The organism is Nocardioides sp. P5_C9_2, from assembly GCF_054049555.1.
In genome coordinates this window covers 1-24,581 of sequence record NZ_JBFUMD010000008.1, presented here as the reverse complement: position 1 = coordinate 24,581, position 24,581 = coordinate 1, and the positions used below count along the sequence as shown (strand labels likewise).

Below are 24,581 nucleotides of genomic sequence, written 5' to 3'. Positions count from 1 at the left end.
GCCGAGGAACAGCGCCGTCGCCTCGTCGACGGGCGCGGCCCACACGGCACCGATCGGGCCGGTCTGCACCACCTGCCCGCCGCGCATCACGGCCAGCCRGTCGGCGACCGTGAACGCCTCCTCGTGGTCGTGGGTCACCATCAGCGCGGTGGTGCCCGCGGCGCGGAGGATCTCGCGCAGGTCGACCGCGAGCCGTTCGCGCAGCGATGCGTCCAGCGCGGAGAGGGGCTCGTCGAGCAGCAGCAGCCGGGGCTCCACGGCCAGCGCCCGGGCCAGCGCGACCCGCTGCCGCTCGCCGCCCGAGAGCGTGGCCGGGAGGCGGTCGTCGTACCCCTCGAGGCCGACGAGCGCGAGCAGCTCGCGGACCCGGTCCGTCGAGGGCCGACGCCGCAGCCGCAGGGCGTAGCCGATGTTGCGCGCCACCGTCAGGTGCCCGAAGAGCTGACCGTCCTGGAACATCAGCGCGAAGCCGCGCCGGTGGGTCGGCAGGTGGTCGACCGGCTCCCCGTCGAAGGCGATCCGGCCGCCGGTCAGCGGCTCGAGGCCGGCGACGGCGCGCAGCAGGGTGGACTTGCCGCACCCGGACGGACCGAGCACCGCGAGCACCGCGCCGTCGGGGAGCTCGAGGCTCACGCGGTGCACGGCGGGGACGCCGTCGTACGCCACGGAGACGTCGGTGAGGCTCAGCATCAGAAGGCCCCCAGGCTGGGGACGCGCAGGCGCTCGACGACCAGCACGACCGTCGCGGTGGCCAGGGCGAGGACCACCGAGGCGGCCAGCGCCATGCCGTAGTTGTGCTCGCCGGGGTGGCCGAGGAGCCGGAAGATCACGACCGGCACCGTGGGGCGCTCGTCGCGGGCCAGGAACGCGGTCGCGCCGAACTCCCCCAGCGACACCGCGAAGGCGAACCCGCTGGCCGCGAGCAGCGGCTTCCACACCACGGGGAGGTCGACGGTCAGCAGCGCCCGCCACGGGGGCGCGCCGAGGGACGCCGCGGCCTGGCGCTGGCGGTCGTCGATCCCGGTCAGCACGGGCGCGATGGTGCGCACGACGAGCGGCAGCGCGACCAGGGCCTGGGCGATCGGCACCAGCAGCGGCGAGTCCCGCAGGTCCAGCGGCGGCCGGTCCAGGCTGATCAGGAAGCCGAAGCCGATCGTCACCGCACTCACCCCGAGTGGCAGCATGAAGAACACGTCGAGCCCACCTCGGACCCGACGCTCGACCCGCGTCCGGGAGCGCCGGGTCACCAGGAGCGCCACCGAGAGGCCCATCAGCAGCGCCATCCAGGTGGCGTCGACCGCGGTCCGCAGGGAGGTGACCAGCGCGGCGGTCACGGGGACCAGCAGCGCCTGGTCCTCCCCGGACGTGGTGAGGCGGCGGTAGTTGTCCAGGCTCCAGGCGCCGTCGGAGTGCAGCGACCCGGCGACGAGGGTCACGACGGGCAGCGCCACGGCGGCCAGCAGCAGGGTGGTCGCCACCAGCACGGGTACGTCGCGTCGCCGGGGCCGCTGCGGGCGCGGCGTGGTCCGCGTGGTCGACGGGTCCGGGGTGGCCCGCAGCCGCGCCGCCACGGCGAGCAGGCCGACCACGACGACGAGCTGCACCATCGACAGCGCGGCCGCCGCACGGAGGTCGAAGAGGGTCGTGGTGAGCAGGTAGATCTCGGTCTCGACGGTCGCGTGGCGCACCCCGCCCAGGGTGAGCACGACCCCGAACGCGGTGGCGCAGAAGAGGAAGACCACGCTCGCCGCGCTCACGATCGAGGGCCGCAGCGCGGGCAGCGTGACGGTGCGCAGGACCTGCCAGGGCGAGGCGCCCAGGGCGGCCGCCGCCTCGCCGGGCCGGGGGTCGAGCGACTCCCAGGCGGCGCCCACCGCCCGGATCACCACGGCCACGTTGAAGAACACGAGCCCGGCGATGATCGCGGTGGGGGTCCCGTCGAGGCCGAGGCCGCCGAGCGGGCCGGACTCGCCGAGCAGCTCGCGGAAGGCCACGCCGACCACCACCGTGGGCAGCACGAACGGCACGAGCAGCGCCGCCCGGACCAGCTGTCGCCCCGGCAGCGCCAGCCGGTGCAGCGCGTAGGCCGCCGGCATCCCGACCAGCACGGCCACGACCGTGGCCACCGACGAGGACCAGACGGTGAACCACGCGACCCGCAGCACCCGCGGCCGGGCCAGCACGTCCAGCACGCCGCCGACGTCCAGGCGCCCGTCGACCAGGAAGCCCCGGGACACCATCGCGGACACCGGCAGCACGAAGAAGACGCCCAGCACGAGCACCGGCCCGAGGGCCAGTGCTGCCAGGGCGGCGAGCCGCCTCACCGGCTGATGACGTCCGTCCACTCCGTGAGCCACTGCTCGCGGTGGGCGGCGATGTCCGCAGGGGCGACCTCGTAGGGGTCGCTGGGCTGCTCGGCGTACGTCGCCCAGTCGGCGGGGACGTCGACGTCGTCGCTGACGGGGAAGACGTACATGCTCGTCGGGAGCGCGGCCTGGACCTCGTCGGAGAGCAGCCAGTCGACGACCGCCTCGGCGCCGGCCGGGTTGGCGGCACCGTCGAGGACACCGGCGTACTCCACCTGCCGGAAGCAGGTGTCGAGCAGGGCCTTCGTCGTCGAGCGGCCGCCCTTGACGGTGAAGGCGGGCGACGAGTCGTAGGACAGCACGATCGGACGGTCGCCGCTGCCGCCACCCTGGGTGAAGTCGCCGTAGTAGGCGTCCTCCCAGCCGTCGACGACCTTGGCGCCGTTGGCCAGCAGGTCGCTCCAGTAGTCGGCCCAGCCGTCCTCGCCGTACTCGGCGACCGTGCTCAGCAGGAAGGCCATCCCCGGCGAGCTGGTCGAGGCGCCGGGGACGACGAACAGGTCCTGGTACGTCGGGTCGGTGAGGTCGTCGAGGGTCCGCGGCGGCGCGATGCCCTCGCGCTCGAACCACGTCGTGTCGACGTTGACGCACACGTCTCCCACGTCGATCGGGGTGAGGCGGTCGGCGCCCTCGTCCAGGACGTACTGGGCGGCACCCGGCGGCAGGTCGGCCGCGAACGGCGCGAAGACGCCCTCGTCGAGCGGCCGCGAGGCGAAGGTGTTGTCGACGCCGAAGGCGACGTCGCCGGTCGGGTCGTCCTTGGTCAGCGACAGCTTGGCGGTGAGCGTGCCACCGTCGCCCGCCGAGCGGGTCTGCAGGTCGATGCCGGTCTCGTCCTCGAACGAGCGGACCAGCCTCTTGGGCAGCGAGAAGGACGAGTGGGTGACCAGCACGACGGTGCTGCCGGCCAGGCCGTCGTCACCGGCCGCCGGGGTCCTCTCCGGCTCGGTCCCCGAGTCGCCGCCCATGGTGCTGCAGCCGGTGGCGGCGAGCAGCAGGGCCGCGGCCCCGGTGGCGGCCCTGCCGGTCGTGGTGAGGGCGCGTGCGCGCGCAGTCTTCATCGTGGACTCCCTATCGCCGGTGCTAGCCGGATCAGGTTCGGAGGGTCTGCGGTCTCCCGCACTCTCAGCACGCTGGCGTGCTCCCCTGTCTGTGTCCCTCGCACTCTACGCTGGCCCTCATGGAGGGCTGGTGAGGATCTCGGTGCTGGCCTTCGACGACCTCGACGCCCGGACGGCGTACCCGCTGTGGCGGCTGCGTCAGCAGGTCTTCGTGGTCGAGCAGGCCTCGCCCTATCCCGACCTCGACGGCCGCGACCTCGAGCCCGCGACGCGGCACGTGCTGGCCCACGACGACGACGCGCTCGTCGGGTGCGCCCGGGTGCTCGACGACGGCTCCCACGCACGGATCGGACGGGTGGTGGTCGCCCCCGCGGCGCGTGGTCGCGGGCTGGCGCGGGACCTGGTGGACGCGGCCATGGCGGTCGTGGGCGGGCGCGAGGTGCGCCTCGACGCGCAGACCCAGCTGACCGCGTTCTACGCGTCGTACGGCTTCGAGGTGAGCGGTCCGGAGTTCGTCGAGGACGGCGTCGCTCACGTGCCGATGGTGCGTCGGTAGACGACGACCCCGTCCTGCTCGGCGTGGGTGAGACCGCCTCGGGCGACCAGCAGCTCGAGGTGCGCCCGGGTCTCCAGGGTGGCCAGCGCCGAGTTGAAGACGTCGAGTGAGTCCAGCGTCCGCTCGTGGCGCGTCCACGGCAGGACGCCGGCGACGTCGTACGACGACAGCGCACCGTCGCCGACCGCCTCGAGGCAGCGGGCGAGCCGCTCCTCGTGGTGGGCGAGCAGCTCGTCGACCCGGGCGTGCGAGGAGGGGGCGACGGGGCCGTGGGCCGGGAGCAGGGTGAGGTCGGGGAGATTGCGGACCCGGGTCAGCGAGCCCATGAAGTCGCCGAGCGGCGAGTCCGCCACGGCCGGCTCGAAGCCGATCGACGGGGTGATCGTCGGCAGCACGTGGTCGCCGGCGAAGAGCAGCGAGGCGTCGCGGTCGGCGAAGACGTAGTGGCCACGGGTGTGCCCGGGCGTGTGCACCGCGTCGAGGGTGCGGTCGCCGACCTCGAGGCTCAGGTCGCCCTCCAGCCAGGTGTCGGGATAGTCCCACTGGGACAGGTCGGGCGTGTGCGTGCGGGTGAACTCGCCCCAGGCCCGGGCGATGTCCGGGGCGCCGGCACGCTCGAGCAGCACGACGTGCGGGTCGGCGCCGCTCCGGTCGCGATCGTGGATCAGGTCGAGGGTCGCCTTGTCGCCGAGACCCAGGCTCACGTGCGACCCGACCTCGCGGCGGATGGTGACTGCCTGCGTGTAGTGGTCGCGGTGGACGTGGGTCACCAGGAAGCGCCGGATGTCGCCGACCTGGCGGTCGATCTCCTTCAGGGACTGCTCGAGCTGGGTGCGGGACACCTCGATCGCCCAGCCGCCGTCGACCAGCGTGAGCCCGTCGTCGGTCTCCAGGACGTAGACGTTGACCGCACGCAGGCCGTCCATCGGGAGCGGCAGCGGGATCCGGTGCACCCCCGGCGCGACGGCCCAGGCCCCCGGCTCGGTCCAGTGGGTGCCGGAGTCCGGCGAGACGGCGCGAGCGGTCGAGGTCACCCGCAGGACTCTAGGCGGGGCCGTGGACCGGCCGCCGCTGGGTCGCCCGCCGAGCGGTGGGTCAGCCACCGTCGACGACAGAGAAATGTGGCTGAGTCACCGCTACCGGGGTCGAGCGAGTATCCGGGGACGATCTCGTTCCCCAGCGGGGACTCCGCCGCCCGAAGCCCGCGAGCCTCAGCCGAGCCAGGCGCGGTAGGCGGTCACGTCGGGGGTGACGACGCCGTCGGCACCGACGTGCGCGAGGGTGCGCCACTCGGCGCGGGTGAGGGCGTAGCCACCGACCACCAGGTCCCCCTGCCGGTGCAGTCGGCGGACCCGCTGCTCGGTGAGCAGCCGGGCGGGCACGTTGTAGCCGCCCACCTGGCCCTTGGTCTGGCGGACCTTGCGCCAGCCGCTGACGATCAGCTGGTTGCCCATCCGGGGCGAGAGGCGGCGTACGCGCTCGAGGGCGGTGGCGCGCAGCGACGAGAGGGCGGTGAGCTCGACGAGCCCCGCGTCCTTGACGAGGTTGACCACCCGACGGACCTGGGTCGTCGACCAGTTGCTGCCCTTGAGCTCGAGCATCAGCGAGAACGGCCTGCCCCGCTCGGCCCGCGCCGCGGCGAACGCCAGCAGCTCCTCCAGGTGCGGGATCGGCTTGCGGCCGGTCCGCTCCAGGCACTGCCGGTCCAGCTGGCGGCGCGTCCAGGCGCCGATGGGACCCGTGCAGGTGGTGGTGCGGCCGAGACCACTGTCGTGGAGCACCACGAGCTCGTCGTCGCGGGTGCGCCGTACGTCGGTCTCGATCGCGGTCGCGCCCGCGCGCAGCGAGTGTCGGAACGCCGCGAGGGTGTTCTCCCCGAGGGTCCGCGTCGGGCCGCCACGGTGGGCGGTGACCGAGAAGTCGCGGGCGGCGGCCGGGCCCTCGGTCGCCGTCGCGGGGGCGACGGACAGCGGGAGGACGACCAGGACGGCGAGGGCCGGGGGCAGGAGCAGGCGGAGGGCACGGGACACGGCGGACATCATGCCTGCCGCGGGGGGACCGGCCGCGTAGGCGCATGGCGAACGCTCTTGCCCCCGCTCCCACCGCGACGCAGACTGGACGGTGGGCCGGGCGCCCGACCGGCCCGTCGGGAGTACACGATGGACACGCTCGTCCCCGGTCTCCGGGTCACCCACCAGATGCTCGCCGAACGCCTCGACCTGGCCGCCGTCGCCCGCCCGACGACGGACCCCGAGCATCCCCGCGACCAGTTCCCCGCCATCGACACGTTCCTGGCCAGCGCCAGCCGGCACAACTCGGCCTCCCTGGCCGTCCTGGTGCCCGCCGCGCGCAGCCACGTCCAGGACGGAGCCGACCGCGCCCACGCGTACATCGCCCAGAGCCGGCGCTTCGAGATCGCCCTCTCGCAGGTCAAGGCCAAGCTCTACGGGTCGACGTACGCCGTGCGGCGGCCGTGGGAATCCATCTGGAGCGACGTGCGGCACGAGCTCGCCGGGACCTGCGCGATGGAGGCCGCGCTGGCGGCCGCCATCGCGGCGAGCCGCCGCGACGACGACCCGGACTGGGGAGAGCGGCTCTACCGGGCCGAGCTGTCCGCCCCGACGCGCCCGCACCCCTACATCCCCCACCAGGGGGTGCCGGGTCGGGTGGCGCGCACGGTGGCCCGGCGGGTCGACGGCTTCTGGGACGCCGCCGAGGGTCGGATGGTGCCCGAGCCGTTGCACCACCACGAGCGTGGCGGCGACGGCGCGTTCACGCAGTACTTCCTGGCCGACCCGCACCTGCCCGACGAGGACGAGGGCCAGGAGGCCCCGGGCAGGACCGACGGAGCCTGACGAGGGGACGCTCCGAGGAGGTCAGAGCGAGTCGGGCACCTGCAGCGTGTCCGGGTCGCTGCGCGGGGGCAGCCCGGCGAGCGCGGCCCGCAGGAGAGCCACCCGGGCGGCGACGACGACCTTGCGACGCACCCGCCCACCGGGGGCGTCGCCCAGGGTCTCCTCCACGGCGGCGGTGACCTGCGCGTCCGTGAAGACGGGCCGGGCGCCGGTCTCGACCTCGACGTCCGGGAGGGCGACGAGGGCCGGCAGCAGCTGGCTCCCGAGGGCGTCGAGCACCTGGTAGCGCTCGTAGCCGGTCATCGCGGTCCACACGACGTCAGGGTCCTGTCGCCCCTTGCGCAGGCTGCGCTGCTGGGCCACGGCGACCGGCTTGGCCGCGGCGGTGAGGGCGAGGGTCAGCTCGTGCTCGGTGAAGCGCATGACCCCAGCATGCCGCCCGAGCCCGCCCGGCGCCGCACCGGCCGACGTCACCAGTCCAGCTCGTGGCACTCCCGCGACRCCGCCGACTCCACCTGCAGGGTGGCGTGGGAGATCTCGTGCTCACGACGCAGCAGGCCGCGCGCATCGTCGAGCACGCGCTGCGCGTGCCCCTCCGCGGCGACGAGGTGCGCCGTCGCGACGTGCATGCCGGAGGTCAGCGTCCAGACGTGGACGTCGTGCACGTCAGTGACCCCGTCGAGGGCGCCGAGGTCCGCGGCGATCACGTCGACCTCCATGCCGGCGGGGACGTGCTGGCCGAGGACGGCGAGGACCTGCCGGCCGAGCGCGACCGCGCGCACGGCCACGAAGATGCCGATGGCCAGCGCCACCACCGTGTCCCACACGCCCTCGCCGGTGGTGGCGACCAGCACGCCCGCGACCAGCACGCCCAGCGAGCCGAGGGTGTCGGCGACGACCTCGAGGTAGGCGCCCTTGACGTTGAGCGACTCGTCCGCGCCGCCCCGCAGCAGGAACAGCGCGACGAGGTTGACGACGAGGCCCAGCCCGCCGACGACGAGCATCGGCGTGGAGGCGACCGCCACGTCGCTGCCCCGGCGACCCAGCGCCTCGATCACGACGTACGCCGAGACGCCGAGCATCAGCAGCACCGCGAGCCCGGAGGCGAAGACCTCGGCCCGGTAGGAGCCGTAGGTGCGGCGACCGGTGGTGTCCGGGCGCGACGCGATGCGGGTGGCCACCAGGGCGGCACCGAGCGCCACGACGTCGGCGGCCATGTGGCCCGCGTCCGACAGCAGGGCCAGCGAGCCCGACGTGAGCCCGACGACGAGCTCCACGGCGAAGAACGACGCGATCAGGCCGAAGGAGACCGCCAGCCGCCACCGGTGCCGCTCCCCCGCGTGCCCGGACGAGCCACCGTGCCCGTGACCGTGACCTGCCCCCACGCCCGCCTCCGATGGTCCGGTGTCCCGGGTCCTCCCGGTCTCGTGGCCACGGTAGCCAGCGGGTCTACCTCGAGCGACGCCCCCACCGGGACCGGCGTGGTCGCACGGCTCGATGGCGCATCCCGGTCGACCGTGCCGGCACCCTTGACGCGGGAGGCACCTGCTCCTCCACCGGCGAGGTGGTCGGCGTCTCGACGATCGTGACGGCCTCGGCGCGGGCGACGTCCCCGGGGACGAGGATCGCGCGGACCTCGTCCACGATGTCGGCCACCACTCTGGTGTCGAGCCTGTCGGCGAACGCGACGAGGGCATGGTCGCCGATCGCAGCGACCAGCGTCGTGCCGTGCGCGTAGTCGAGCAGCACACAGGTCTCCCGGTAGCGCTCCTCGAGGGCGCCGAGGACGGCCAGGGCGCGGACGCCAACCTCGGGCAGGGCGGCCACCGGGTCGAGCAGCCCGGTGCCGGACCGGGGCACCGCGGCCGCGACGACCCGCTTGTCGCCCGTGATGACCGCGCTCCAGTGGGTACCGAGCATCTGACCCACCCGTTGCATGCAGTGGCCGAGCGCGGCGTGCACGTCGGCGCCACCGACCACGACGACGTCCTTGGGCGTACGCGGCTCCCCGGCACCCACCTCGGCCGACAGGGCCGGAGCGCTGCCCTGGCCCCAGCCCACCCGGACCGTCACGGTGGTGCTGCCGATGGCCCTGACCCACTCGAGGTCGCCTGCACCCGTGAAGAGGTCGAGCTGCCCGGCCACCCGGCAGGCGTAGCGCAGCGACAGTGCGAGCCTTCCCGAGTCGCCGTCGTCGCCGGTCGTGGTGCCGTCGGCAGCCACGGTGAAGCGACGCGCGGACGCCGTGCTCGAGATGGCCTCGCTCTCGGTCATCGGACTCCCCCCAGGATGCGTCGCGGCAGCGTCCCGCGGTCCCGAGACCCCCATCCCGCGCGGAACGCTGTCCTCAGGACAGCACGRCAACGGCGTCGAGCGGGGAAGGTTGGCGGAATCTTGACGCCGTGCAGACGCCTCACTCCACCCCGGGCACGATCCTCATGTCACGCACGGCGCCGCCGTCGAGCGCGTCCAGCGCCTCCCGGTAGGCGGGGCTGTCGTGGGCAGCCCGGGCCGCCTCCACCGAGTCGAACACGATGACCACGGTGCGGGTGGCCTCACCCGCCTCGTAGGTCTGCTCGGGCAGCCCGCGGGCCACGAACGTCCCGCCGGCCGCCCGCAGCGCCGGGCCGGCCAGCTCGGCGTACGCCGCGACCTTGGTCTCGTCGGTGATCTCACGGTAGATGCTGATCCAGTAGGCGCTCATGCGCCCATCCTGTCGGGTGCGGGTGACAGCATGGACCGGTGGACGAGGCACGGTCACGGCTGGCTGCCGAGAGGGCGCGGGTCCTCGCGCGGCTCGGTGCCCTCACCGGGGACCACGACGCGGTGGTCGCGGCGTCGCTCGACACCAACGCCGACGACGAGCACGACCCGGAGGGCGCCACCATTGCCTTCGAGCGCTCCCAGATCGGCGCCCTCATCGCCCAGGCCCGCGCGCACCTCGCCGAGATCGACCGGGCCGAGGCGCGTCTCCGGGACGCGACGTACGGCACCTGCGAGCGTTGCGGCGCGACCATCCCGGCCGCTYGGCTCGAGGCCAGGCCCACCGCCCGCCGGTGCGTGGAGTGCGCCTCGTCGCGCTGAGGGGGGCGGCCACCGACCTCGGGTGAGGTGCGTCAGCCCTGCACCAGCACGACGTGCAGCGTCCGGGGACCGTGCACGCCCTCGACCCGGTCCAGCTCGATGTCACTGGTCGCGCTCGGCCCGCTGATCCAKGTGAGGGGCCGGGCCGGGTCCAGCAGCGCCACCGCGTCGGGCACGTCGGCGACCACCTGGTCGGAGCGCACGACGCACACGTGCAGGTCCGGCACCAGGCTGATCGCCCGCCGCCCCTGGTCCGGCGCGTGGTCCAGCACGATGGTGCCGGTCTCGGCGATGCCGACGCGGGCGGCGGTCACCACGGCGTCGATGGCGTCCAGGTCGGTGGCGGACAGCCCGTCGTCGACCACCGAGCCGGGCACCTCGATCCCCAGCCCGGACGGTACGACGGCGCTGCCGCCGGCCAGCGCCGCGGCCACCGTGGCCGCCAGCTCGTCGGCGCCGCAGCGGGTCACCACGGCGCGGTAGTCCTCGACCCGCTCGACGAAGAGACCGACCAGGTCGTCGACCGGTCGTGCCGTCGGAGGTGCGGGCAGGGCGCCGGCCGGCTCGACGCCGTCGAGCGCGGCACGGACCGCCGCCAGGATCTCGTCGCGGGCGCTGGTCATCGTCGTCCTCCGTCGGTGCGCTGCCACCAGGCGCGGAACGACTCCGCGGGCGGGGCGGGCAGGTCGCGCGCGGAGGTCCAGGCGGCACCGGGACCCGGCAACCTGCCGGCCGCCCGGCGACCGCCCGGGAGCGTCGTACGACCGAGGCGGCCCAGGACGCGGCCGGCGAGGCCCGACGCCCTCTCGGCCCACCCGAGCCGGCGCGCGTCGCTGAACGCCCACGCCGTGGCCCTCATGGCCACCGCCTCCGGCTTGGGCACGGCGTCGCCGCGGTGGCTGTCGACCACCTGGGCGCGCTGGTCGACGAGCACCGACGGGATGTCGATGCGGACCGGGCAGACCTCGAAGCAGGCCCCGCACAGCGACGACGCGTAGGGCAGCGACGCGGTCTGCTCGTCGCTCACACCGTTGAGCAACGGGTTGAGGATCGCGCCGATCGGGCCGGGGTAGACCGAGCCGTAGGCGTGCCCGCCGACCCGCTCGTAGACCGGGCAGACGTTGAGGCAGGCCGAGCAGCGGATGCAGCGCAGCGCCTGGCGGCCGACGTCGTCGGCCAGCGCGCGGGTGCGGCCGTTGTCCAGCAGGACCACGTGCACCTCCTGGGGACCGTCGCCGGGAGTGACGCCGGTCCAGGTGGAGGTGTAAGGGTTCATCCGCTCGCCGGTCGAGGAGCGCGGCAACAGCCGCAGCAGCGGGTCGAGGTCGCGCCAGGTGGGCACGACCTTCTCGATGCCGACGACGCTGATCAGCACCTCGGGCAGGGTCAGGCACATCCGGCCATTGCCCTCGGACTCCACCACCACGAGGGTGCCGGTCTCGGCGACGGCGAAGTTGGCTCCCGAGACGGCGACCCGCGCCCTCAGGAACTTCTCCCGCAGGTGGGCACGGGCGGCGGCGGCCAGGACGGCGGGCTCGTCGGTCAGGTCGGCGGGGGCGGGGCGCCCGACGTCGCCCATCCGGCGGCGGAAGATCTCCCGGATCTCGGCGCGGTTGCGGTGGATCGCCGGGACCAGGATGTGCGAGGGCAGGTCGTCGCCGAGCTGCACGATGAGTTCGGCCAGGTCGGTCTCCCATGCGGCGATGCCCTCGGCCTCGAGCGCCTCGTTGAGCCCGATCTCGGCGGTCGCCATCGACTTGACCTTGACCACCTCGTCGACGCCGTGGTCGTGGGTGACCTTCGCGACGATCGCGCAGGCCTCGGCGGCGTCACGGGCCCAGTGGACGGTCGCGCCGGCCGCGGTCAGCCGGGCCTCGAGGGTCTCGAGGTGGGTGGCGAGGTCGCGCAGCGCGGCCTCCTTGACCCCGGCACCGGTGACGCGCAGCTCCTCCCAGCCCTCGACCTCGGCGACCACCCGGGCCCGCTTGTCGCGGATCGTGCGGGTGGCGTGGGCCAGGTTGTGGCGCAGCTGGGTGTCGCCGAGCGCGGCGCGGGCCGCCTCGGGGAACGCCGGCATCCCGACGAAGGTGCCGCCGGTGCTCTTGGGGTCCTCGCGGCGTTCGGAGCGCAGCGGAGAACGTCGTGGGGTATTCATGCCCGCTCCCCCGCCCGCGCGCCGACGGCCGGGCCGTCGCTGTGCCCTTCGGAGTCCTCGGTGGCGGCGAGGATCTCGGCGAGGTGCACGGGACGTACGCCGGAGCGCTCGCGCGAGAGCAGCCCGCCGATGTGCATGAGGCAGGAGTTGTCGCCGGCCACCACCATCTCGGCGCCGGTCTCACGGACGTGGCGCGCCTTGTCGGAGCCCATGGCGACCGAGGTGTCGGAGTTCTTGACCGCGAAGGTGCCGCCGAAGCCGCAGCACTCCTCGGCCTGCGGCAGGTCGACGAGGGTCAGGCCACGCACCTGCTCGAGGAGCTGCCGCGGCCGGTCGCCGACCCCGAGCATCCGCAGCGAGTGGCAGGTCGGGTGGTAGGTCACCCGGTGCGGGAAGTAGGCCCCGACGTCGGTCACCCCGAGCACGTCGACGAGGAACTCGCTCAGCTCGTAGGTCCTCGGCCCGGTCCCGGCGACGGCCGCCTCCAGGGCCGGGTCGCCCGAACGGCGGGCCACGATCGAGTGCTGGTGCCGCGCCGAGCCTGCGCACGAGCCGCTCGGCGTCACGATGGCGTCGTACCCCGCGAAGGCGTCGACGAACGTGCGCACGACCGGGACGGCCTCGGCGAGGTAGCCGGTGTTGACCATCGGCTGCGCGCAGCACGTCTGCGCGGTCGGGAACTCGACGTCCACCCCGAGCCGGCGCAGCAGCGTGACCACCGCCTTGCCCGTCTCCGGGTACAGCGCGTCGTTGATGCAGGTGACCATCAGCGCGACTCTCATGTCCTGCACCCTTGCACGTCCGAGCTCCGGTGGGGCGGCGGTGCGCAGGTGCCGGCCGCCCGGCGCGCCACGCGCCCCGTCGTACGGCGAGGGCACGCCCGCGCACAGGGTGGCGGAGGATCGATCAGGCCTCGACGGCCATCTCGCCGAGCTCGGACCACTCCGAGCCCTCGACGGTGGTGTTGACGATGCGCGGCGTCGACGCGAGGTGCGGGGGCAGCTCGGTCCGGGCCGCCCGGAAGTGGTCGGAGCCCACGTGCGCGGCACCGGCAGCGTCGTCCGCGAAGGCCTCCACGAGGACGTACTCGTTCGGGTCGTCGAGACTGCGCGACCAGTCGAACCACAGGCAGCCCGGCTCGGAGCGCGTCGCCTCGGTGAAGGCCCGGCTGATCTCGGGCCACTGCTCGGCGGACTCCGGACGGACCTGGAACTTGGCGGTGATGAAGATCAACGCAGCACTCCTCGGACGGAGGTGGATCGGACGCCTCCGAGGATACGGACGACACGCGACACCGGGCGCCGCGGGCTCAGCGCAGGACGCCGGCCTCGCGGAGCGCGTCCGCCACCCGGGTCCCGAAGAGCAGGTGGCCCTCGGGCGTCAGGTGCAGACGGTCAGGAAGGTAGGTCAGGTCGTCCCAGTCGATCGTCGAGACGTACGCGACCCCGGCCTCGTCCGCGGCCMGCGCGAGCGCCTCGTCGGTGGCGATCGTCAGCTCGAGGTCGCGCTGGGGCGCCGGGGGCGGTCCCACGACCGCGTCGGCGCCGGAGGCCTCCACGACCGTCACCGCGGCGGACTCGATGACGTCGGGATCGGCGTTGACGTCGTTGAGGCCGCCCTGGACCACCAGGAGCTCGTCCCCGTCGAGGTCCAGCCGCGCGGCCCGGGTCCCGAAGTCCTCGTCGTGGCAGAAGGCCGACCCGGTGAAGCCGGACCCGGCGAACCCGTCGACCCGCACCGTGGCGTCCGCCTCCCGCGCGAACGCGGTCGGCCACGACAGTGTCGGGTCCCGCAGCCCCCAGCCCTGGGCGTAGGAGTCGCCGATGACCACGACCTCCCGACGTCCGGTGCCGACGGGTGCATCGCCGCGCCGGGCGACACTCGCCCGGACCACCTCGCACGCCTCGCCCTGGTCGTGCCGGTGCCACAGCCAGGCGCCACCCGCGGCCACGGCGAGGGCCAGCACGACCGCGGGAACGACTGCCTTGACCACCGCGCGACCGTACCCACACCGGCAGCTGCGGCCCGGGTCGTCCCCGCCCCTAGGGGTACTACCCGAACGACGCCCCACGGATCTACGCTCTCGGGAACCCGGAGGACGGGCAGTGTTCGGGGGGGCACCGCCCCCGCTCGATGCCGGGCGCCGCCCGCCGCCGCACCTTTTCCGAGAGTGTGCGCGGCGGGTGGCTCCGCGTGCGGGGTCAGGCGTCCCGGGCCGCCGGTGGCAGGTCGTCGTACGACGCGGTGGGCGCGGTCAGTGGGTCGGCCGGCAGCGCCTCGACCTGCTCGGCACACCACGGGGAGATCGCCCTGCTGCCGTCGAGCACGCCGGCACGGAAGGCGCCCCACGGCTCCCACCGCGCCTCCTCGACCTCCTCGGGGTCTGCACGGACCTCGTCGGTGGTGGTGGCGACGAAGACCGGGCACATCTCGTGCTCGACCATCCCGTCGTCCATCACCGCGCGGTAGCGGAACCGGGGCAGCAGCAGCCGCAGGCCCTCGACCCGCACGCCGAGCTCCTGCTCGACCCGCCGTCGTACGGCTTCCGCGATGGGCTCCCCCGGCGCCGGGTGGCCGCAGCAGCTGTTGGTCCACACCCCGGGCCAGGTCTTCTTGTGCAGGGCCCGCTGGGTGACCAGGAGGGCGCCGTCGCCGTCGAAGAGGTAGCAGGAGAACGCCAGGTGCAGCGGCGTGTCCTCGTGGTGCACGCGGCGCTTGTCGGCGGTACCGATCGCGTGGCCCCCCTCGTCGAGCAGCACCACCGACTCCGCGGGAGGCACGGAGACCGGGTCCGGGCCTGGGGCACTGGACGTCATGCGGGCACCTCGATCGGTCGGGCGAGCTGGTTGACGGCGGCGGAGAAGAGCCAGGGTGCCCGGGCCGCGGCCGGCACCAGGTGTCGTCGGACGGGACGGTGGGCGGTGGCACGCAGCAGGGCGTGGGTGAGCAGCTCGTGGCGGCGGCCGAGCCGGCGCGCCACCGGCTCGAAGCGCTGGGGATCGTCGGCAACGACGCACGCGACCGCGGCGCGGGCATGGGCGAGCCCGAGGGCGATGCCCTCACCGGTGAGCGCGTCGACGTATCCGCCCGCATCCCCCACCAGCAGCGTCCGCCCGGCCACCCGGCGGCGGGCGCGCTGCCGCAGCGGACCGGCGCCCATCACCTTGGTCCGCTCACCGGTCAGTCGCTCCCGCAGCAGGGGAAACGCGGCGAGCACCTCGTCGAAGGGCTCCCCGCTGCGGGTCAGCACGGCGACACCGACGAGATCGTCGGCCACGGGAGTCACGTAGGCCTCCGCCCCCGCCGCCCAGTGCACCTCGACGAAGGGCGTCCAGGGTGCCTGGCGCACGTGGCAGCGCAGGCCGAACCGGCGCGGACCCCGGGCGGGCACCTCGAGGTCGAGGAGGCGTCGTACGGGTGAGTGGAGGCCGTCGGCGGCCACCAGGTAGCGCGCCGGCTCGCCGTCCACGAGCACGTGGTCGCCGGCGTCGCGGACCGAGCGCACCGGGGTGGCCTGGAGCGGCACCCCCGCGCGCGCGAGCGCGTCCGACAGCGCCGCGTGCAGCGTGGTCCGGCGTACGCCGCGGCCGGGGCCAGCGGTGAAGACCGCCTCGGCGGCCCTGCGACCGGACCCGTCGACGTACCGGATGCCGGAGAGCGGGTGGCCGTCCGGACGCACCCCGAGCATCGCGAGCTCGGCGACGGCTCCGGGCATCAGTCCCTCGCCGCAGGCCTTGTCCACCGGACCGGTACGGGGCTCGCGGACGACGACGTCGAGCCCGGCCCGCGCAGCGTGCAGCGCGACGGCGAGCCCGACCGGACCACCGCCGGCGACGACGAGGTCACGCATCGCTGCCCTCGGCCTGCCGCGCGGGCAGGGTGGCGAGCGCGGCGTCCTCGGCGCGGATGCGCACCGTCAGGAGCGCGGCGTTGAGGACGGTGAAGACGACCGCGGTGATCCAGGCGGCGTGCACGAGCGGGAGGGCCACCCCCTCGACCACGACGGCGACGTAGTTGGGGTGGCGGAACAGGCGGTAGGGGCCTGACTGCACCGGCGCCAGCCCGGGCACGATGATGACGCGGGTGTTCCAGCGCGGCCCCAGGGTGGTGATGCACCACCAGCGCAGCGCCTGGGACGCGAGGACGAGCGCGAGCATCGACCAGGCCAGGGCGGACGGTACGTCGGGTCGCCGCAGCCACGCCTCCGCGAGCGCGCCGACCAGCAGCCCGGTGTGCAGGACGACCATGAACGGGTAGTGGCCCTGCCCCGACTCGACCCCGCCACGCTCCCGGCTCCAGGCCGCGTTGCGGGTCGAGACGACCAGCTCGGCGATCCGCTCGAGGCCGACCAGGAGGACCAGGACCGTGAAGGCCAGCAGGCTGGTCATGCGGTGGCCCGGAGCAGGACCAGCTCGGAGCAGAAGCCCGGCCCCATCGCCAGCAGCACGCCGTGGGTGCCGGGCGTCGGCGGCCGGTCGCGCAGCGTGTCCTCGAGCACGTGCAGCACCGACGCCGACGACAGGTTGCCCACCCTGGCCAGCGAGTCCCACGTCAGCTGCACCGCCTCCTGTGGCACCTCGAGTGCCGACTGCAGCGCCTCGATCACCTTGGGACCACCCGGGTGGCAGACCCACCAGCCGATGTCGCTGCGGGTGAGCCCGTGCTCGGCCAGGAAGCCGTCGACGTCGCCGCGCAGGTGCCGCTCGACGATCGCGGGCACCTCCGCGTCCAGGACGATCCGCAGGCCCCCGCCGGTCACGTCGAAGCCCATCGTCCGCTCGCTGTCGGGGTAGAGCCGGCTGCGTGAGGCCAGCACCTCGACCGTTCCCTCCTGCCCGCTCCGTCCGTGGTGCGCGCCGACCGCCACCACCGCCGCCGCGCCGTCACCGAAGAGGCCGCTGGCCACCAGGTTGGGCACCGACACGTCGTCACGCTGGATGGTGAGCGAGCACAGCTCGACCGCCACCAGGACGGCCGTGTGGTCGGGGTGGCCCAGCAGGTAGTCGTGGACCCGGGCGATCCCGGCCGCACCCGCCACGCAGCCCAGGCCGACCAGGGGCATCCGCCGCACGTCCTCGCGCAGCCCGACGACGCCCGCGATGCGCGCGTCCAGCGACGGGATCGCCAGCCCGGTGACCGTGGCGGTGACCACCAGGTCGACGTCGGAGGGCGTCAGGTCGGCGGCCTTGAGGGCGTCGACCAGCGCCTGGGACCCGAGCTCGACGGCGTGCTCGATGAAGAGGTCGTTGGCGTGGCCGAAGTCGCGCAGCGTCGCGTAGTCCGCCAGCGGCAGGACGGTGTGACGCCGCTCGACCCCGGCGTTGCGGTGGAAACGCCGGAGCAGCGCCCGGTCGACGCTGCGCTCGGCGATGACCGCGCTGAAGGCCTCGGTGATCTCCTCCTGCGGGTGGGAGTGCGCCGGCAACGCTCCGCGCGCGGACAGGATCCTCATGAAAGCCTCCAGGGACATGGGCGGGGACGTGGGCGGGCACCTGGGCGGCGACGTGGACCGGGGCCCGAGCGCGTCATCGGGCCGCCACCAGCAGGACGGCGTCGACGAGCGCGATGGCGACCGCCGCGGCGAAGGGCACGCGACCGCGACCGCCGATCACCAGGGCGGCGAGGCCCAGGACCACCACGGCCACGGGCACGGCCCACGCGAGCGGTGGTGAGGAGCCGGCGACGACCACCACGGTCGCGCCGACGAGCACGGCGGCAGCGACCGGGGCGATCCAGCGGGGACCGAGGCGGTGCGGCAGCCCGCGGACGCCGGTCGCGGCGTCGTCGTCGAGGTCGGGGAGCACGTTGAGCAGGTGGGCCCCGACGCCGAGCAGCGCGGCCCCGACGGGCCACCACCACGGCGGGAGGTCCGAGCCGGCGAGGGCGACGAAGACGGGCAGCCCGCCGAACGCCACGGCGTACGGCAGCCAGGACCAGACGGTCGCCTTCAGGCCGAGGTTGTAGGACCACCCGGCGCCGACACAGACCAGGTGCACGAGACCGGCGGCGAGGCCGCAGGCCAGGGACAGCACGACGCAGGYGACGACGGCCACGGCGCAGGCCGCGCGCACCGACGCCACCGAGGCGGCCCCGGTGGCCAGCGGCTTGTCCGTGCGTCCGCTGCGCCGGTCGYGGGAGACGTCGACGAGGTCGTTGCTCCATCCGACCGAGAGCTGGCCGGCGAGCACCGCGGCGACGACGAGCGTGGTGCGGCCCGGGCCCAGCCCCTGCGCCAGGGCGAGCAGGCCGGCCAGGACCGTCACCGCCAGGGCGGGGCCGAGGTGCGCCGCGGCGAGCACCGCTCGTGTGCGGGAGGACGGGTGCGCCGGGTCGTGCACGACGTCAGCGGTCATGGCCTCCCCTGTCCGTCCGCCCCGGCTCGGCGCGGGTGCCGGGCACTGCCCCGACGGTACTCACCCTGCACTCACCCTGCGTGGCTCACGCCCGACGGCGCCGCTCGTCGAGGACCAGCGCGAGCGCGTTGACGACGCCGTACCCGGCCGCGACGGCGACGGCCTTGCGGCGCGCCGACGCCGACGAGGCCGTGGTCCCGAGCGTGAACGCGTCGGTCACGTCGCCGGCGATGCGGAGCAGGGCGCCGGTCCGCGCCCCCTGGACGCCGCCGAGCAGCGCCAGTGCCGAGATGGGGACGTCGCGACCCGCGTAGGTGTAGGCGAGGCGCGAGGCGGGCGTCGCCCAGTCGTGGGGGTCGGCAAGCTGCGCGCGCAGCGAGTCGGCGCTCGTGACCACCCAGGCGCTGTAGCCGAGGGTCGCGACGGCCAGGGCCTTCGTCAGGGGGTGCTCCATCCCCCGAACCTAGGCGGTGACCGGTGACCGGGACAGACCCGCACGGGTACGACGGCTCCTGGGACTCGCCCGACGGCTCCCACGAGACCCGCACGAGGCGCTGCGCGAGGAACCACAGCAGACCCGGGTGTGGGGTCGCGACGGGGCGACACGCCCGACCTGCTTCCGCCGGGCGCCGGTCTGGCCTAGCATCACGACGCCTCGCAAGGGGTGGGTCCGACGCGCCAACCCCCCCATTTTTCCCGGCGTGCTCGGGCCCCCGCGCCGGCGAGCACCTCGACCCCCCGTCGATGTGGCGCCGGCGCGGACCCCGGCGCGACGGGCAGCTCGCCGGGCAGCTCGTCAGGCACGACGGACTAGCACGTTGTTACCCCATCGTGGGTCTGTCTGGACAGCCGCCGACGCCCTACCGTTGATCAAGACGCGTCTGGCGATGCACCCATCCCCCGGGGTTCCGCCAGGCGCGTCGGAGCCACCCTGCGGGGACRCGGGCGTCAGAGGTTGTTGACGATGTCCGCGTCCTTGCGCAGGTCCTCGATGAGGGACTGCGCCACGGTGCCCACGCGGTCGGACTCGGCGCGCTCCTGCAGCTGTGTCCTGACCTTCTCGAACGGCGGGATCTCCTGCGGCTGGCCGGCCTGGGCCTGCTGCTGGGCCTGCTGCTTGGCCTGCCGGTACAGGGAGCGGAGCTGCTTCTCGGAGATGTCCGCGGACCCGACCTCGTCGTCCACCAGCCGCTCGACCATGACCTGCGTCTCGATCTGCGCGCGGGCCTGGTCCTCGGTGGTGCCCTGGTCGTCGAGTGCCTTCAGGAGCTCCTCGGCCGAGCCGAGCTGGTTCTGCTCGGCGAGCTTGGCCAGCTCGTCGTCGACGTCCTGGTCGGTGACCTCGATGCCGCGCGACTCGGCCTCCTGCGACAACAGCTCGGTGTTGATGAGGTTGTCGACGGTCTGCTTCTGCAGGGCCTCCTCGTCGGGCTGCTCACCACCCGCCTGGGCCTGGGCGGTGGCCTGCTGGAGCTGCGCCTGGTAGATCGGGGCGAACTCGTCCTTGGTGATCTCCTCGCCGTTGACCTCGGCCACCACGTCCGGGACGCCCTCGAGGTCGGCGCCCGCGGCCGCGTCCGCGTCGCCCGACTTCTCCTGGGACGACGAGGCGGAGTCGCCGTCGGAGCCGCCGCCGCCGCAGGCGGTCAGGGAGAGCACGGCTGCGGCCAGCGCGGGGACGAGGACGGTGCGGAGACGCTTCGGGATAGTCATCGCCATCGACGGTACGTAACGACCCTGAACGCCTCCTGAGGGCCCCCCGGGGTCCGTGGGTGCCCCCGCTCAGGAGTCGAAGCCCAGCCCGAGCCGGTCGAGCACCCGCAACCACGGGTTGCGGCGCCCGGTCGCGTCCTCACGCGCCAGCGACCACCGGGTCGCCTGGATGCCCAGCCACGCGAGAGGCTCCGGGGGGAACGGCAGGGGTTGCCGGCGGACCATCTCCAGCCGGGTGCGCTCGGTCGGCTCGCCCGAGAGCAGGTCGAGCATGACGTCGGCCGCGAACCGGGAGGCGCCGACGCCGAGGCCGGTGAACCCGGTCGCGTACGCCGTCCGGCCGCCGTGGGCGGTCCCGAACAGCGCGCAGAAGCGGGTGGAGGTGTCGATCACCCCGGACCAGCGGTGCGTGAAGCGGATGCCCCGCAGCTGCGGGAACGTCTCCGCGAAGTGCCGCGCCAGGGTCTCGAACGTCTCCGGACGGTCCGCGTGCTCCTCGGCGATCGAGCGCCCGAAGTGGTAGATCGCGTCGTAACCACCCCACAGGATCCGCCGGTCGGGCGTCAGCCGGTAGTAGTGGAACTGGTTGCCCGAGTCGGAGACCCCGACGGCCGGGTCCCAGCGCAGGACCTCGAGCTGGGCGTCGGTGAGCGGCTCGGTCGCGAGCACGTAGTCGTAGACCGGGACGACCGACCAGCGGGGTCGCCGCAGCAGGTTGCGGAAGACGTTCGTGGCCAGGACGACCCGGGAGGCGTGGATCACCGCCCGGCCGGTCCTGACCTCCACGCCGGCCCCGCGGGGGCGTACCGACAGCACCCGCGTGTGCTCGTGCAGGCGTACGCCGAGCTCCTCGGCCGCGTCCGCCAGGCCCCACGCCAGGCGTGCGGGGTCGACGACCGCGGTGGCGTCCGGCTCGTGCCGGCCGGCCAGGTAGGTGGGCGAGTCGAGGCGCTCACGCACGGCCGCTGCGTCCAGGAAGCCCGGCCGGTCCGGCTCGAGGTGTGGCACCTCGTGCGGACGCGTGGCGACCGTGAGCACCCCGCCCCGGGCGAAGCCACAGTCGATGTCGTAGCGCTCGATCGTCTCCTCGATGTCGTCGAGGTTGCTCAGGCCCAGCTCGTGCAGCCGGTCGTACTCCTCGGGCCAGCGGGTGCGGCCGTTGGACTCACCGTGGGTGAGGCTGGCCTCGCAGAAGCCGCCGTTGCGACCGGTGGCGTGCTCGGCGATGCGGTCGCCCTCGACCAGCACGACCGAGGAGCCCGGCAGGCGCTCGACCGCACGCAGGGCGGTCCAGAGCCCCGTGAAGCCGCCGCCCACCACCAGCAGGTCCGTGTGCACCACCCCGGTCGCCGGCGGCCTCGCGGCGGGGCGGTCCGGGGTGTCCAGCCACAGCGGCGCCAGGACGGAGTCGTCGTAGGACCCGGCGGGCCAGCTGTCGAGGGTCTCCGACGCCGGCATCACCCGGCGGCTGACGCTTCGGCGAGCGCCTCGTCGAGGACGGCGATCGCCTCGCGGACCTCCTCGGCGGTCGAGGTCAGGGGCGGCACCAGGTGGATCCGGTTGAAGTTCGCGAAGGGCAGCAGTCCCCGGCGTCGGCAGGCTGCCAGGATCGCGGCCATCTGCGGACTGCTGCCGCCGTACGGCGCCAGGGGCTCGCGCGTGGCCCGGTCGCTGACCAGCTCGACGGCCCAGAACGCCCCCGTGCCGCGCACCTCGCCGACCCAGTCATGCTCCTCGAGGAGTGCCTCGAGACCGGGCCTGAACACCTCGTCCCCGAGGGTGGCCGCGTGCTCGACGACCCCGTCGTCCTCCATGGTGCGGATGGTCGCCACCGCGGCGGCGCAGGCCAGGGGGTGGCCGGAGTAGGTGAGCCCGCCCGGGTAGGCGCGGTCGGCGAAGGTCGCGGCGACCGCCTCGCTCATCGCGACCCCGCCGAGCGGCACGTAGCCGGAGTTGACCCCCTTGGCGAAGGTGAGCAGGTCGGGCACGACGTCGTCGAGCTCGCACGCGAACCAGCGGCCCGCGCGGCCGAAGCCGGACATCACCTCGTCGGCGACCAGCAGGATGCCGTGCCGGTCGCAGAGCTCCCGGACGCCGCTGAGGTAGCCCGCGGGCGGGACCATGATGCCGGCGGTGCCGGGGATGGACTCGAGCACGACGGCCGCGATCGTCGAGGGCCCCTCGAGGGCGATGACCTGCGCGAGGTGCGCCAGCGCCCGCTCGCGCTCCTCCTCGTCGGTGGTCGCGTGGAAGGCGCTGCGGTAGCGGAACGGGCCGAAGAAGTGCACCGTCCCGGTGGAGCCCTGGTCGTTGGGCCACCGGCGCGGGTCACCGGTCATGTTGATCGCCAGCTGGGTGCCCCCGTGGTACGAGCGGTACGTCGAGAGCACCTTCGGGCGGCCCGTGTGCAGCCGGGCCATCCGGACGGCGTGCTCGTTGGCGTCGGCACCGCCGTTGGTGAAGAAGACGCGATCCAGGTCGCCCGGGGTGTGGGAGGCGATCAGCCGGGCGGCCTCGGACCGGGCAGCGACGGCGTGCTGGGGCGCGACCGTGCACAGGTGGGCGGCCTGCTCCTGGATCGCCGTCACGATCCGCGGGTGCTGGTGGCCGAGGTTGGTGAAGACGAGCTGCGAGGTGAAGTCCAGCAGCCGGTTGCCGGCCCCGTCCCAGATGTGCGACCCCTCGGCCCGGGTGATGACCATCGGGTCGAGGGCGGCCTGGGCCGACCACGAGTGGAAGACGTGGCGACGGTCGAGCTCGTGGGTGCGCTCGGGGGTGAGGTCGACGAAGTCCTGCGAGGCGATCAGCAGCTCGGACATCGCGGTCTCGGACATTGCGGTCTCAGACATTGCGCGGGAACCCCAGCTCCAGGCCGCCCTGCGGACGGTTGGCCGGATCGACCCACCGGGTGGTGACGACCTTGCCGCGGGTGTAGAAGTGGACGCCCTCGGTGCCGTGCGCGTGGGTGTCGCCGAAGAGCGAGCGCTTCCAGCCGCCGAAGGAGTAGTAGGCCACCGGCACCGGGACGGGCACGTTGACGCCGATCATGCCGACGTGGACGTCCGCCTCGAAGCGTCGCGCCGCTCCCCCGTCGTTGGTGAAGACGGCGGTGCCGTTGCCGTAGGGGTTGTCGTTGACCAGCGCGACGGCCTCCTCGTACGTCTCCACCCGTACGACGGACAGCACCGGGCCGAAGATCTCCTCGCGGTAGACGTCCATCTCGGGGGTCACGTGGTCGAAGAGGGTGGGCCCGAGCCAGAAGCCGTCGACCGCCCCCCACGCCCGGACGTCGCGTCCGTCGACGACGACCTTGGCACCCTGCTGCTCGCCGGAGTCGATGAAGGAGGCGACCCGGTCGCGGTGCGCCTCGGTGACGAGGGGGCCCATGTCGGGCTCCCGGTCGTCCGTGTCCGAGCCGTCGGTCCCCCGGGCACCGGATGCGGCGCCGTCGCCGATCACCAGGGTGCGGGTGCGGTCGGCGATGCGGGCGACGAGCTCGTCGGCGACCGATCCCACCGCGACGAGCACGCTGATGGCCATGCAGCGCTCGCCCGCGCTGCCGTAGCCGGCGTTGACCGCCGAGTCGGCCGCCAGGTCGAGGTCGGCGTCGGGCAGGACGACCATGTGGTTCTTGGCCCCGCCGAGCGCCTGGACGCGCTTGCCGCGCCGGGAGGCGTTCTCGTAGACGTACTCGGCGACGGGGGTCGACCCGACGAAGCTGATCGCCTGCACGGCTGGGCTCTCCAGCAGCGCGTCCACGGCGACCTTGTCGCCCTGCAGGACGTTGAAGACGCCGTCGGGCAGTCCCGCCTCCTGCCAGAGGCGGGCGATCCAGAGGGCCGCCGACGGGTCCTTCTCGCTGGGCTTGAGGACGACGGTGTTGCCGGCGGCGATGGCGATCGGGAAGAACCACATCGGCACCATCGCCGGGAAGTTGAACGGCGAGATGATGCCGACGACGCCCAGCGGGTCGCGCTTGGAGTGGACGTCCACCCCGGTCGACACGCCCTCGGAGTGGCCACCCTTGAGCAGGTGGGAGATCCCGCACGCGAACTCGACGACCTCCTGGCCGCGAGCGATCTCCCCCATCGCGTCGGAGAGGACCTTGCCGTGCTCGGCGGTGATGAGGGCAGCCAGCTCGCCCTTGCGGGAGTTGAGCAGCTCGCGGAACGCGAACATCACCTGCGTGCGGGCCGCGAGCGACGTACGCCCCCAGGCCGGTGCGGCCGCGGCGGCGGCCGCGATGACCGCGTCGGCGTCCTCGCGGGAGGCGAGGGCCAGTCGTCCGGTCACCTGCCCGGTGGCGGGGTTGGTGACGTCGGCGGTGCGCCCGCTGGTGCCGGCGAAGTCCTCGCCGGCCGACCAGTGGGCGATGCCCCCGTCGGTGCGGCCGGTGGTCGGGATGGTGGTCATGTCGTCCTCTCTCGTCGGCTCGGCC

The 24,581-nt window shown here is 74.1% G+C and carries 27 protein-coding genes and 1 riboswitch; of the genes, 3 read left to right on the top strand and 24 right to left on the bottom strand.

Going from position 1 to position 24,581, the window contains the following annotated elements; all coding sequences use genetic code 11:
• The 3 genes from ACXJKL_RS01055 to ACXJKL_RS01045 all read right to left on the bottom strand — a co-directional run.
• The coding region (locus ACXJKL_RS01055; RefSeq protein WP_457205188.1) for an ABC transporter ATP-binding protein at positions 1–690 on the bottom strand (690 nt) is incomplete at its 3' end.
• Positions 690–2,324 carry an ABC transporter permease gene (locus tag ACXJKL_RS01050; protein WP_457205187.1) on the bottom strand — a complete coding sequence of 545 codons (1,635 nt, stop codon included), beginning with the start codon at positions 2,322–2,324 and terminating at the stop codon, positions 690–692. The genes ACXJKL_RS01050 and ACXJKL_RS01055, both read right to left, overlap by 1 nt.
• The gene (locus ACXJKL_RS01045; protein ID WP_457205186.1) at positions 2,321–3,427 is read right to left on the bottom strand and encodes a thiamine ABC transporter substrate-binding protein; all 1,107 of its coding nucleotides are present in this window, start codon (positions 3,425–3,427) and stop codon (positions 2,321–2,323) included. The genes ACXJKL_RS01050 and ACXJKL_RS01045 overlap by 4 nt, the downstream gene beginning before the upstream one ends.
• Positions 3,418–3,524, bottom strand: a riboswitch (TPP riboswitch). It overlaps the preceding gene by 10 nt.
• A 33-nt stretch (positions 3,525–3,557) precedes the next feature.
• Here ACXJKL_RS01045 and ACXJKL_RS01040 point away from each other — a divergent pair.
• The gene (locus ACXJKL_RS01040; RefSeq protein WP_457205185.1) at positions 3,558–3,983 is read left to right on the top strand and encodes a GNAT family N-acetyltransferase; all 426 of its coding nucleotides are present in this window, start codon (positions 3,558–3,560) and stop codon (positions 3,981–3,983) included.
• On the opposite strand, the gene ACXJKL_RS01035 is transcribed toward ACXJKL_RS01040, so the two are convergent.
• Positions 3,959–5,017, bottom strand: a complete 1,059-nt coding sequence (locus ACXJKL_RS01035; protein WP_457205184.1) for an MBL fold metallo-hydrolase — start codon at positions 5,015–5,017, stop codon at positions 3,959–3,961. The genes ACXJKL_RS01040 and ACXJKL_RS01035 overlap by 25 nt on opposite strands.
• Before the next feature lie 177 nt (positions 5,018–5,194).
• The gene (locus ACXJKL_RS01030) at positions 5,195–6,013 is read right to left on the bottom strand and encodes a glycerophosphodiester phosphodiesterase (RefSeq protein ID WP_457205183.1); all 819 of its coding nucleotides are present in this window, start codon (positions 6,011–6,013) and stop codon (positions 5,195–5,197) included.
• Positions 6,014–6,142: 129 nt separating this feature from the next.
• Between ACXJKL_RS01030 and ACXJKL_RS01025 the strand changes: the two genes are divergently transcribed.
• On the top strand, positions 6,143–6,838 hold the full coding sequence (locus ACXJKL_RS01025; RefSeq protein WP_457205182.1) for a hypothetical protein: 696 nt from the start codon (positions 6,143–6,145) through the stop codon (positions 6,836–6,838).
• A 21-nt stretch (positions 6,839–6,859) separates the two neighbouring features.
• Here the strand turns inward: ACXJKL_RS01025 and ACXJKL_RS01020 are convergent, their stop codons facing one another.
• The 4 genes from ACXJKL_RS01020 to ACXJKL_RS01005 form a co-directional block, all read right to left on the bottom strand.
• The gene (locus ACXJKL_RS01020) at positions 6,860–7,261 is read right to left on the bottom strand and encodes a hypothetical protein (protein ID WP_457205181.1); all 402 of its coding nucleotides are present in this window, start codon (positions 7,259–7,261) and stop codon (positions 6,860–6,862) included.
• Positions 7,262–7,308: 47 nt separating this feature from the next.
• Positions 7,309–8,223, bottom strand: a complete 915-nt coding sequence (locus tag ACXJKL_RS01015) for a cation diffusion facilitator family transporter (protein WP_457205180.1) — start codon at positions 8,221–8,223, stop codon at positions 7,309–7,311.
• Positions 8,224–8,287: 64 nt separating this feature from the next.
• Positions 8,288–9,112: a hypothetical protein gene (locus ACXJKL_RS01010; protein WP_457205179.1), complete on the bottom strand. Its 825-nt coding sequence runs from the start codon at positions 9,110–9,112 to the stop codon at positions 8,288–8,290.
• A gap of 139 nt (positions 9,113–9,251) precedes the next feature.
• On the bottom strand, positions 9,252–9,542 hold the full coding sequence (locus tag ACXJKL_RS01005; protein WP_457205178.1) for a DUF1330 domain-containing protein: 291 nt from the start codon (positions 9,540–9,542) through the stop codon (positions 9,252–9,254).
• Positions 9,543–9,580: 38 nt separating this feature from the next.
• Between ACXJKL_RS01005 and ACXJKL_RS01000 the strand changes: the two genes are divergently transcribed.
• Positions 9,581–9,922, top strand: coding sequence for a TraR/DksA family transcriptional regulator (locus ACXJKL_RS01000; RefSeq protein WP_457205177.1), 342 nt, complete (start codon positions 9,581–9,583; stop codon positions 9,920–9,922).
• Positions 9,923–9,954: 32 nt separating this feature from the next.
• Here the strand turns inward: ACXJKL_RS01000 and ACXJKL_RS00995 are convergent, their stop codons facing one another.
• The 15 genes from ACXJKL_RS00995 to ACXJKL_RS00925 form a co-directional block, all read right to left on the bottom strand.
• Positions 9,955–10,545, bottom strand: a complete 591-nt coding sequence (locus tag ACXJKL_RS00995; RefSeq protein ID WP_457205176.1) for a LutC/YkgG family protein — start codon at positions 10,543–10,545, stop codon at positions 9,955–9,957.
• Positions 10,542–12,077, bottom strand: a complete 1,536-nt coding sequence (locus tag ACXJKL_RS00990; RefSeq protein ID WP_457205175.1) for a lactate utilization protein B — start codon at positions 12,075–12,077, stop codon at positions 10,542–10,544. Before ACXJKL_RS00990 ends, ACXJKL_RS00995 begins: the two co-directional genes overlap by 4 nt.
• Positions 12,074–12,859: a (Fe-S)-binding protein gene (locus ACXJKL_RS00985; protein ID WP_457205174.1), complete on the bottom strand. Its 786-nt coding sequence runs from the start codon at positions 12,857–12,859 to the stop codon at positions 12,074–12,076. Before ACXJKL_RS00985 ends, ACXJKL_RS00990 begins: the two co-directional genes overlap by 4 nt.
• 124 nt (positions 12,860–12,983) lie before the next feature.
• Positions 12,984–13,310, bottom strand: a complete 327-nt coding sequence (locus tag ACXJKL_RS00980) for a putative quinol monooxygenase (protein ID WP_457205173.1) — start codon at positions 13,308–13,310, stop codon at positions 12,984–12,986.
• Positions 13,311–13,386: 76 nt separating this feature from the next.
• Positions 13,387–14,070: an SGNH/GDSL hydrolase family protein gene (locus tag ACXJKL_RS00975; protein ID WP_457205172.1), complete on the bottom strand. Its 684-nt coding sequence runs from the start codon at positions 14,068–14,070 to the stop codon at positions 13,387–13,389.
• Positions 14,071–14,278: 208 nt separating this feature from the next.
• Complete coding sequence (gene idi, locus ACXJKL_RS00970; RefSeq protein WP_457205171.1) at positions 14,279–14,893, bottom strand: isopentenyl-diphosphate Delta-isomerase; 615 nt, start codon at positions 14,891–14,893, stop codon at positions 14,279–14,281.
• Positions 14,890–15,927 carry an NAD(P)/FAD-dependent oxidoreductase gene (locus ACXJKL_RS00965; RefSeq protein WP_457205170.1) on the bottom strand — a complete coding sequence of 346 codons (1,038 nt, stop codon included), beginning with the start codon at positions 15,925–15,927 and terminating at the stop codon, positions 14,890–14,892. Before ACXJKL_RS00965 ends, idi begins: the two co-directional genes overlap by 4 nt.
• Positions 15,920–16,465, bottom strand: a complete 546-nt coding sequence (locus ACXJKL_RS00960; protein WP_457205169.1) for an isoprenylcysteine carboxyl methyltransferase family protein — start codon at positions 16,463–16,465, stop codon at positions 15,920–15,922. Before ACXJKL_RS00960 ends, ACXJKL_RS00965 begins: the two co-directional genes overlap by 8 nt.
• Positions 16,462–17,529 (bottom strand): type III polyketide synthase, encoded by a 1,068-nt coding sequence (locus ACXJKL_RS00955; protein ID WP_457205168.1) that lies wholly within the window; start codon positions 17,527–17,529, stop codon positions 16,462–16,464. Before ACXJKL_RS00955 ends, ACXJKL_RS00960 begins: the two co-directional genes overlap by 4 nt.
• Positions 17,530–17,602: 73 nt before the next feature.
• Positions 17,603–18,430 carry a UbiA family prenyltransferase gene (locus tag ACXJKL_RS00950; protein ID WP_457205167.1) on the bottom strand — a complete coding sequence of 276 codons (828 nt, stop codon included), beginning with the start codon at positions 18,428–18,430 and terminating at the stop codon, positions 17,603–17,605.
• Between the two features lie 85 nt (positions 18,431–18,515).
• Positions 18,516–18,884 carry a hypothetical protein gene (locus tag ACXJKL_RS00945; RefSeq protein WP_457205166.1) on the bottom strand — a complete coding sequence of 123 codons (369 nt, stop codon included), beginning with the start codon at positions 18,882–18,884 and terminating at the stop codon, positions 18,516–18,518.
• A 494-nt stretch (positions 18,885–19,378) separates the two neighbouring features.
• Positions 19,379–20,143, bottom strand: coding sequence for a SurA N-terminal domain-containing protein (locus ACXJKL_RS00940; protein WP_457205165.1), 765 nt, complete (start codon positions 20,141–20,143; stop codon positions 19,379–19,381).
• Between the two features lie 69 nt (positions 20,144–20,212).
• Positions 20,213–21,601 (bottom strand): NAD(P)/FAD-dependent oxidoreductase, encoded by a 1,389-nt coding sequence (locus ACXJKL_RS00935; RefSeq protein ID WP_457205164.1) that lies wholly within the window; start codon positions 21,599–21,601, stop codon positions 20,213–20,215.
• On the bottom strand, positions 21,601–22,992 hold the full coding sequence (locus ACXJKL_RS00930; protein WP_457205163.1) for an aminotransferase class III-fold pyridoxal phosphate-dependent enzyme: 1,392 nt from the start codon (positions 22,990–22,992) through the stop codon (positions 21,601–21,603). Before ACXJKL_RS00930 ends, ACXJKL_RS00935 begins: the two co-directional genes overlap by 1 nt.
• Positions 22,985–24,556 (bottom strand): CoA-acylating methylmalonate-semialdehyde dehydrogenase, encoded by a 1,572-nt coding sequence (locus tag ACXJKL_RS00925; protein ID WP_457205189.1) that lies wholly within the window; start codon positions 24,554–24,556, stop codon positions 22,985–22,987. Before ACXJKL_RS00925 ends, ACXJKL_RS00930 begins: the two co-directional genes overlap by 8 nt.
• Positions 24,557–24,581 lie beyond the last annotated feature (25 nt).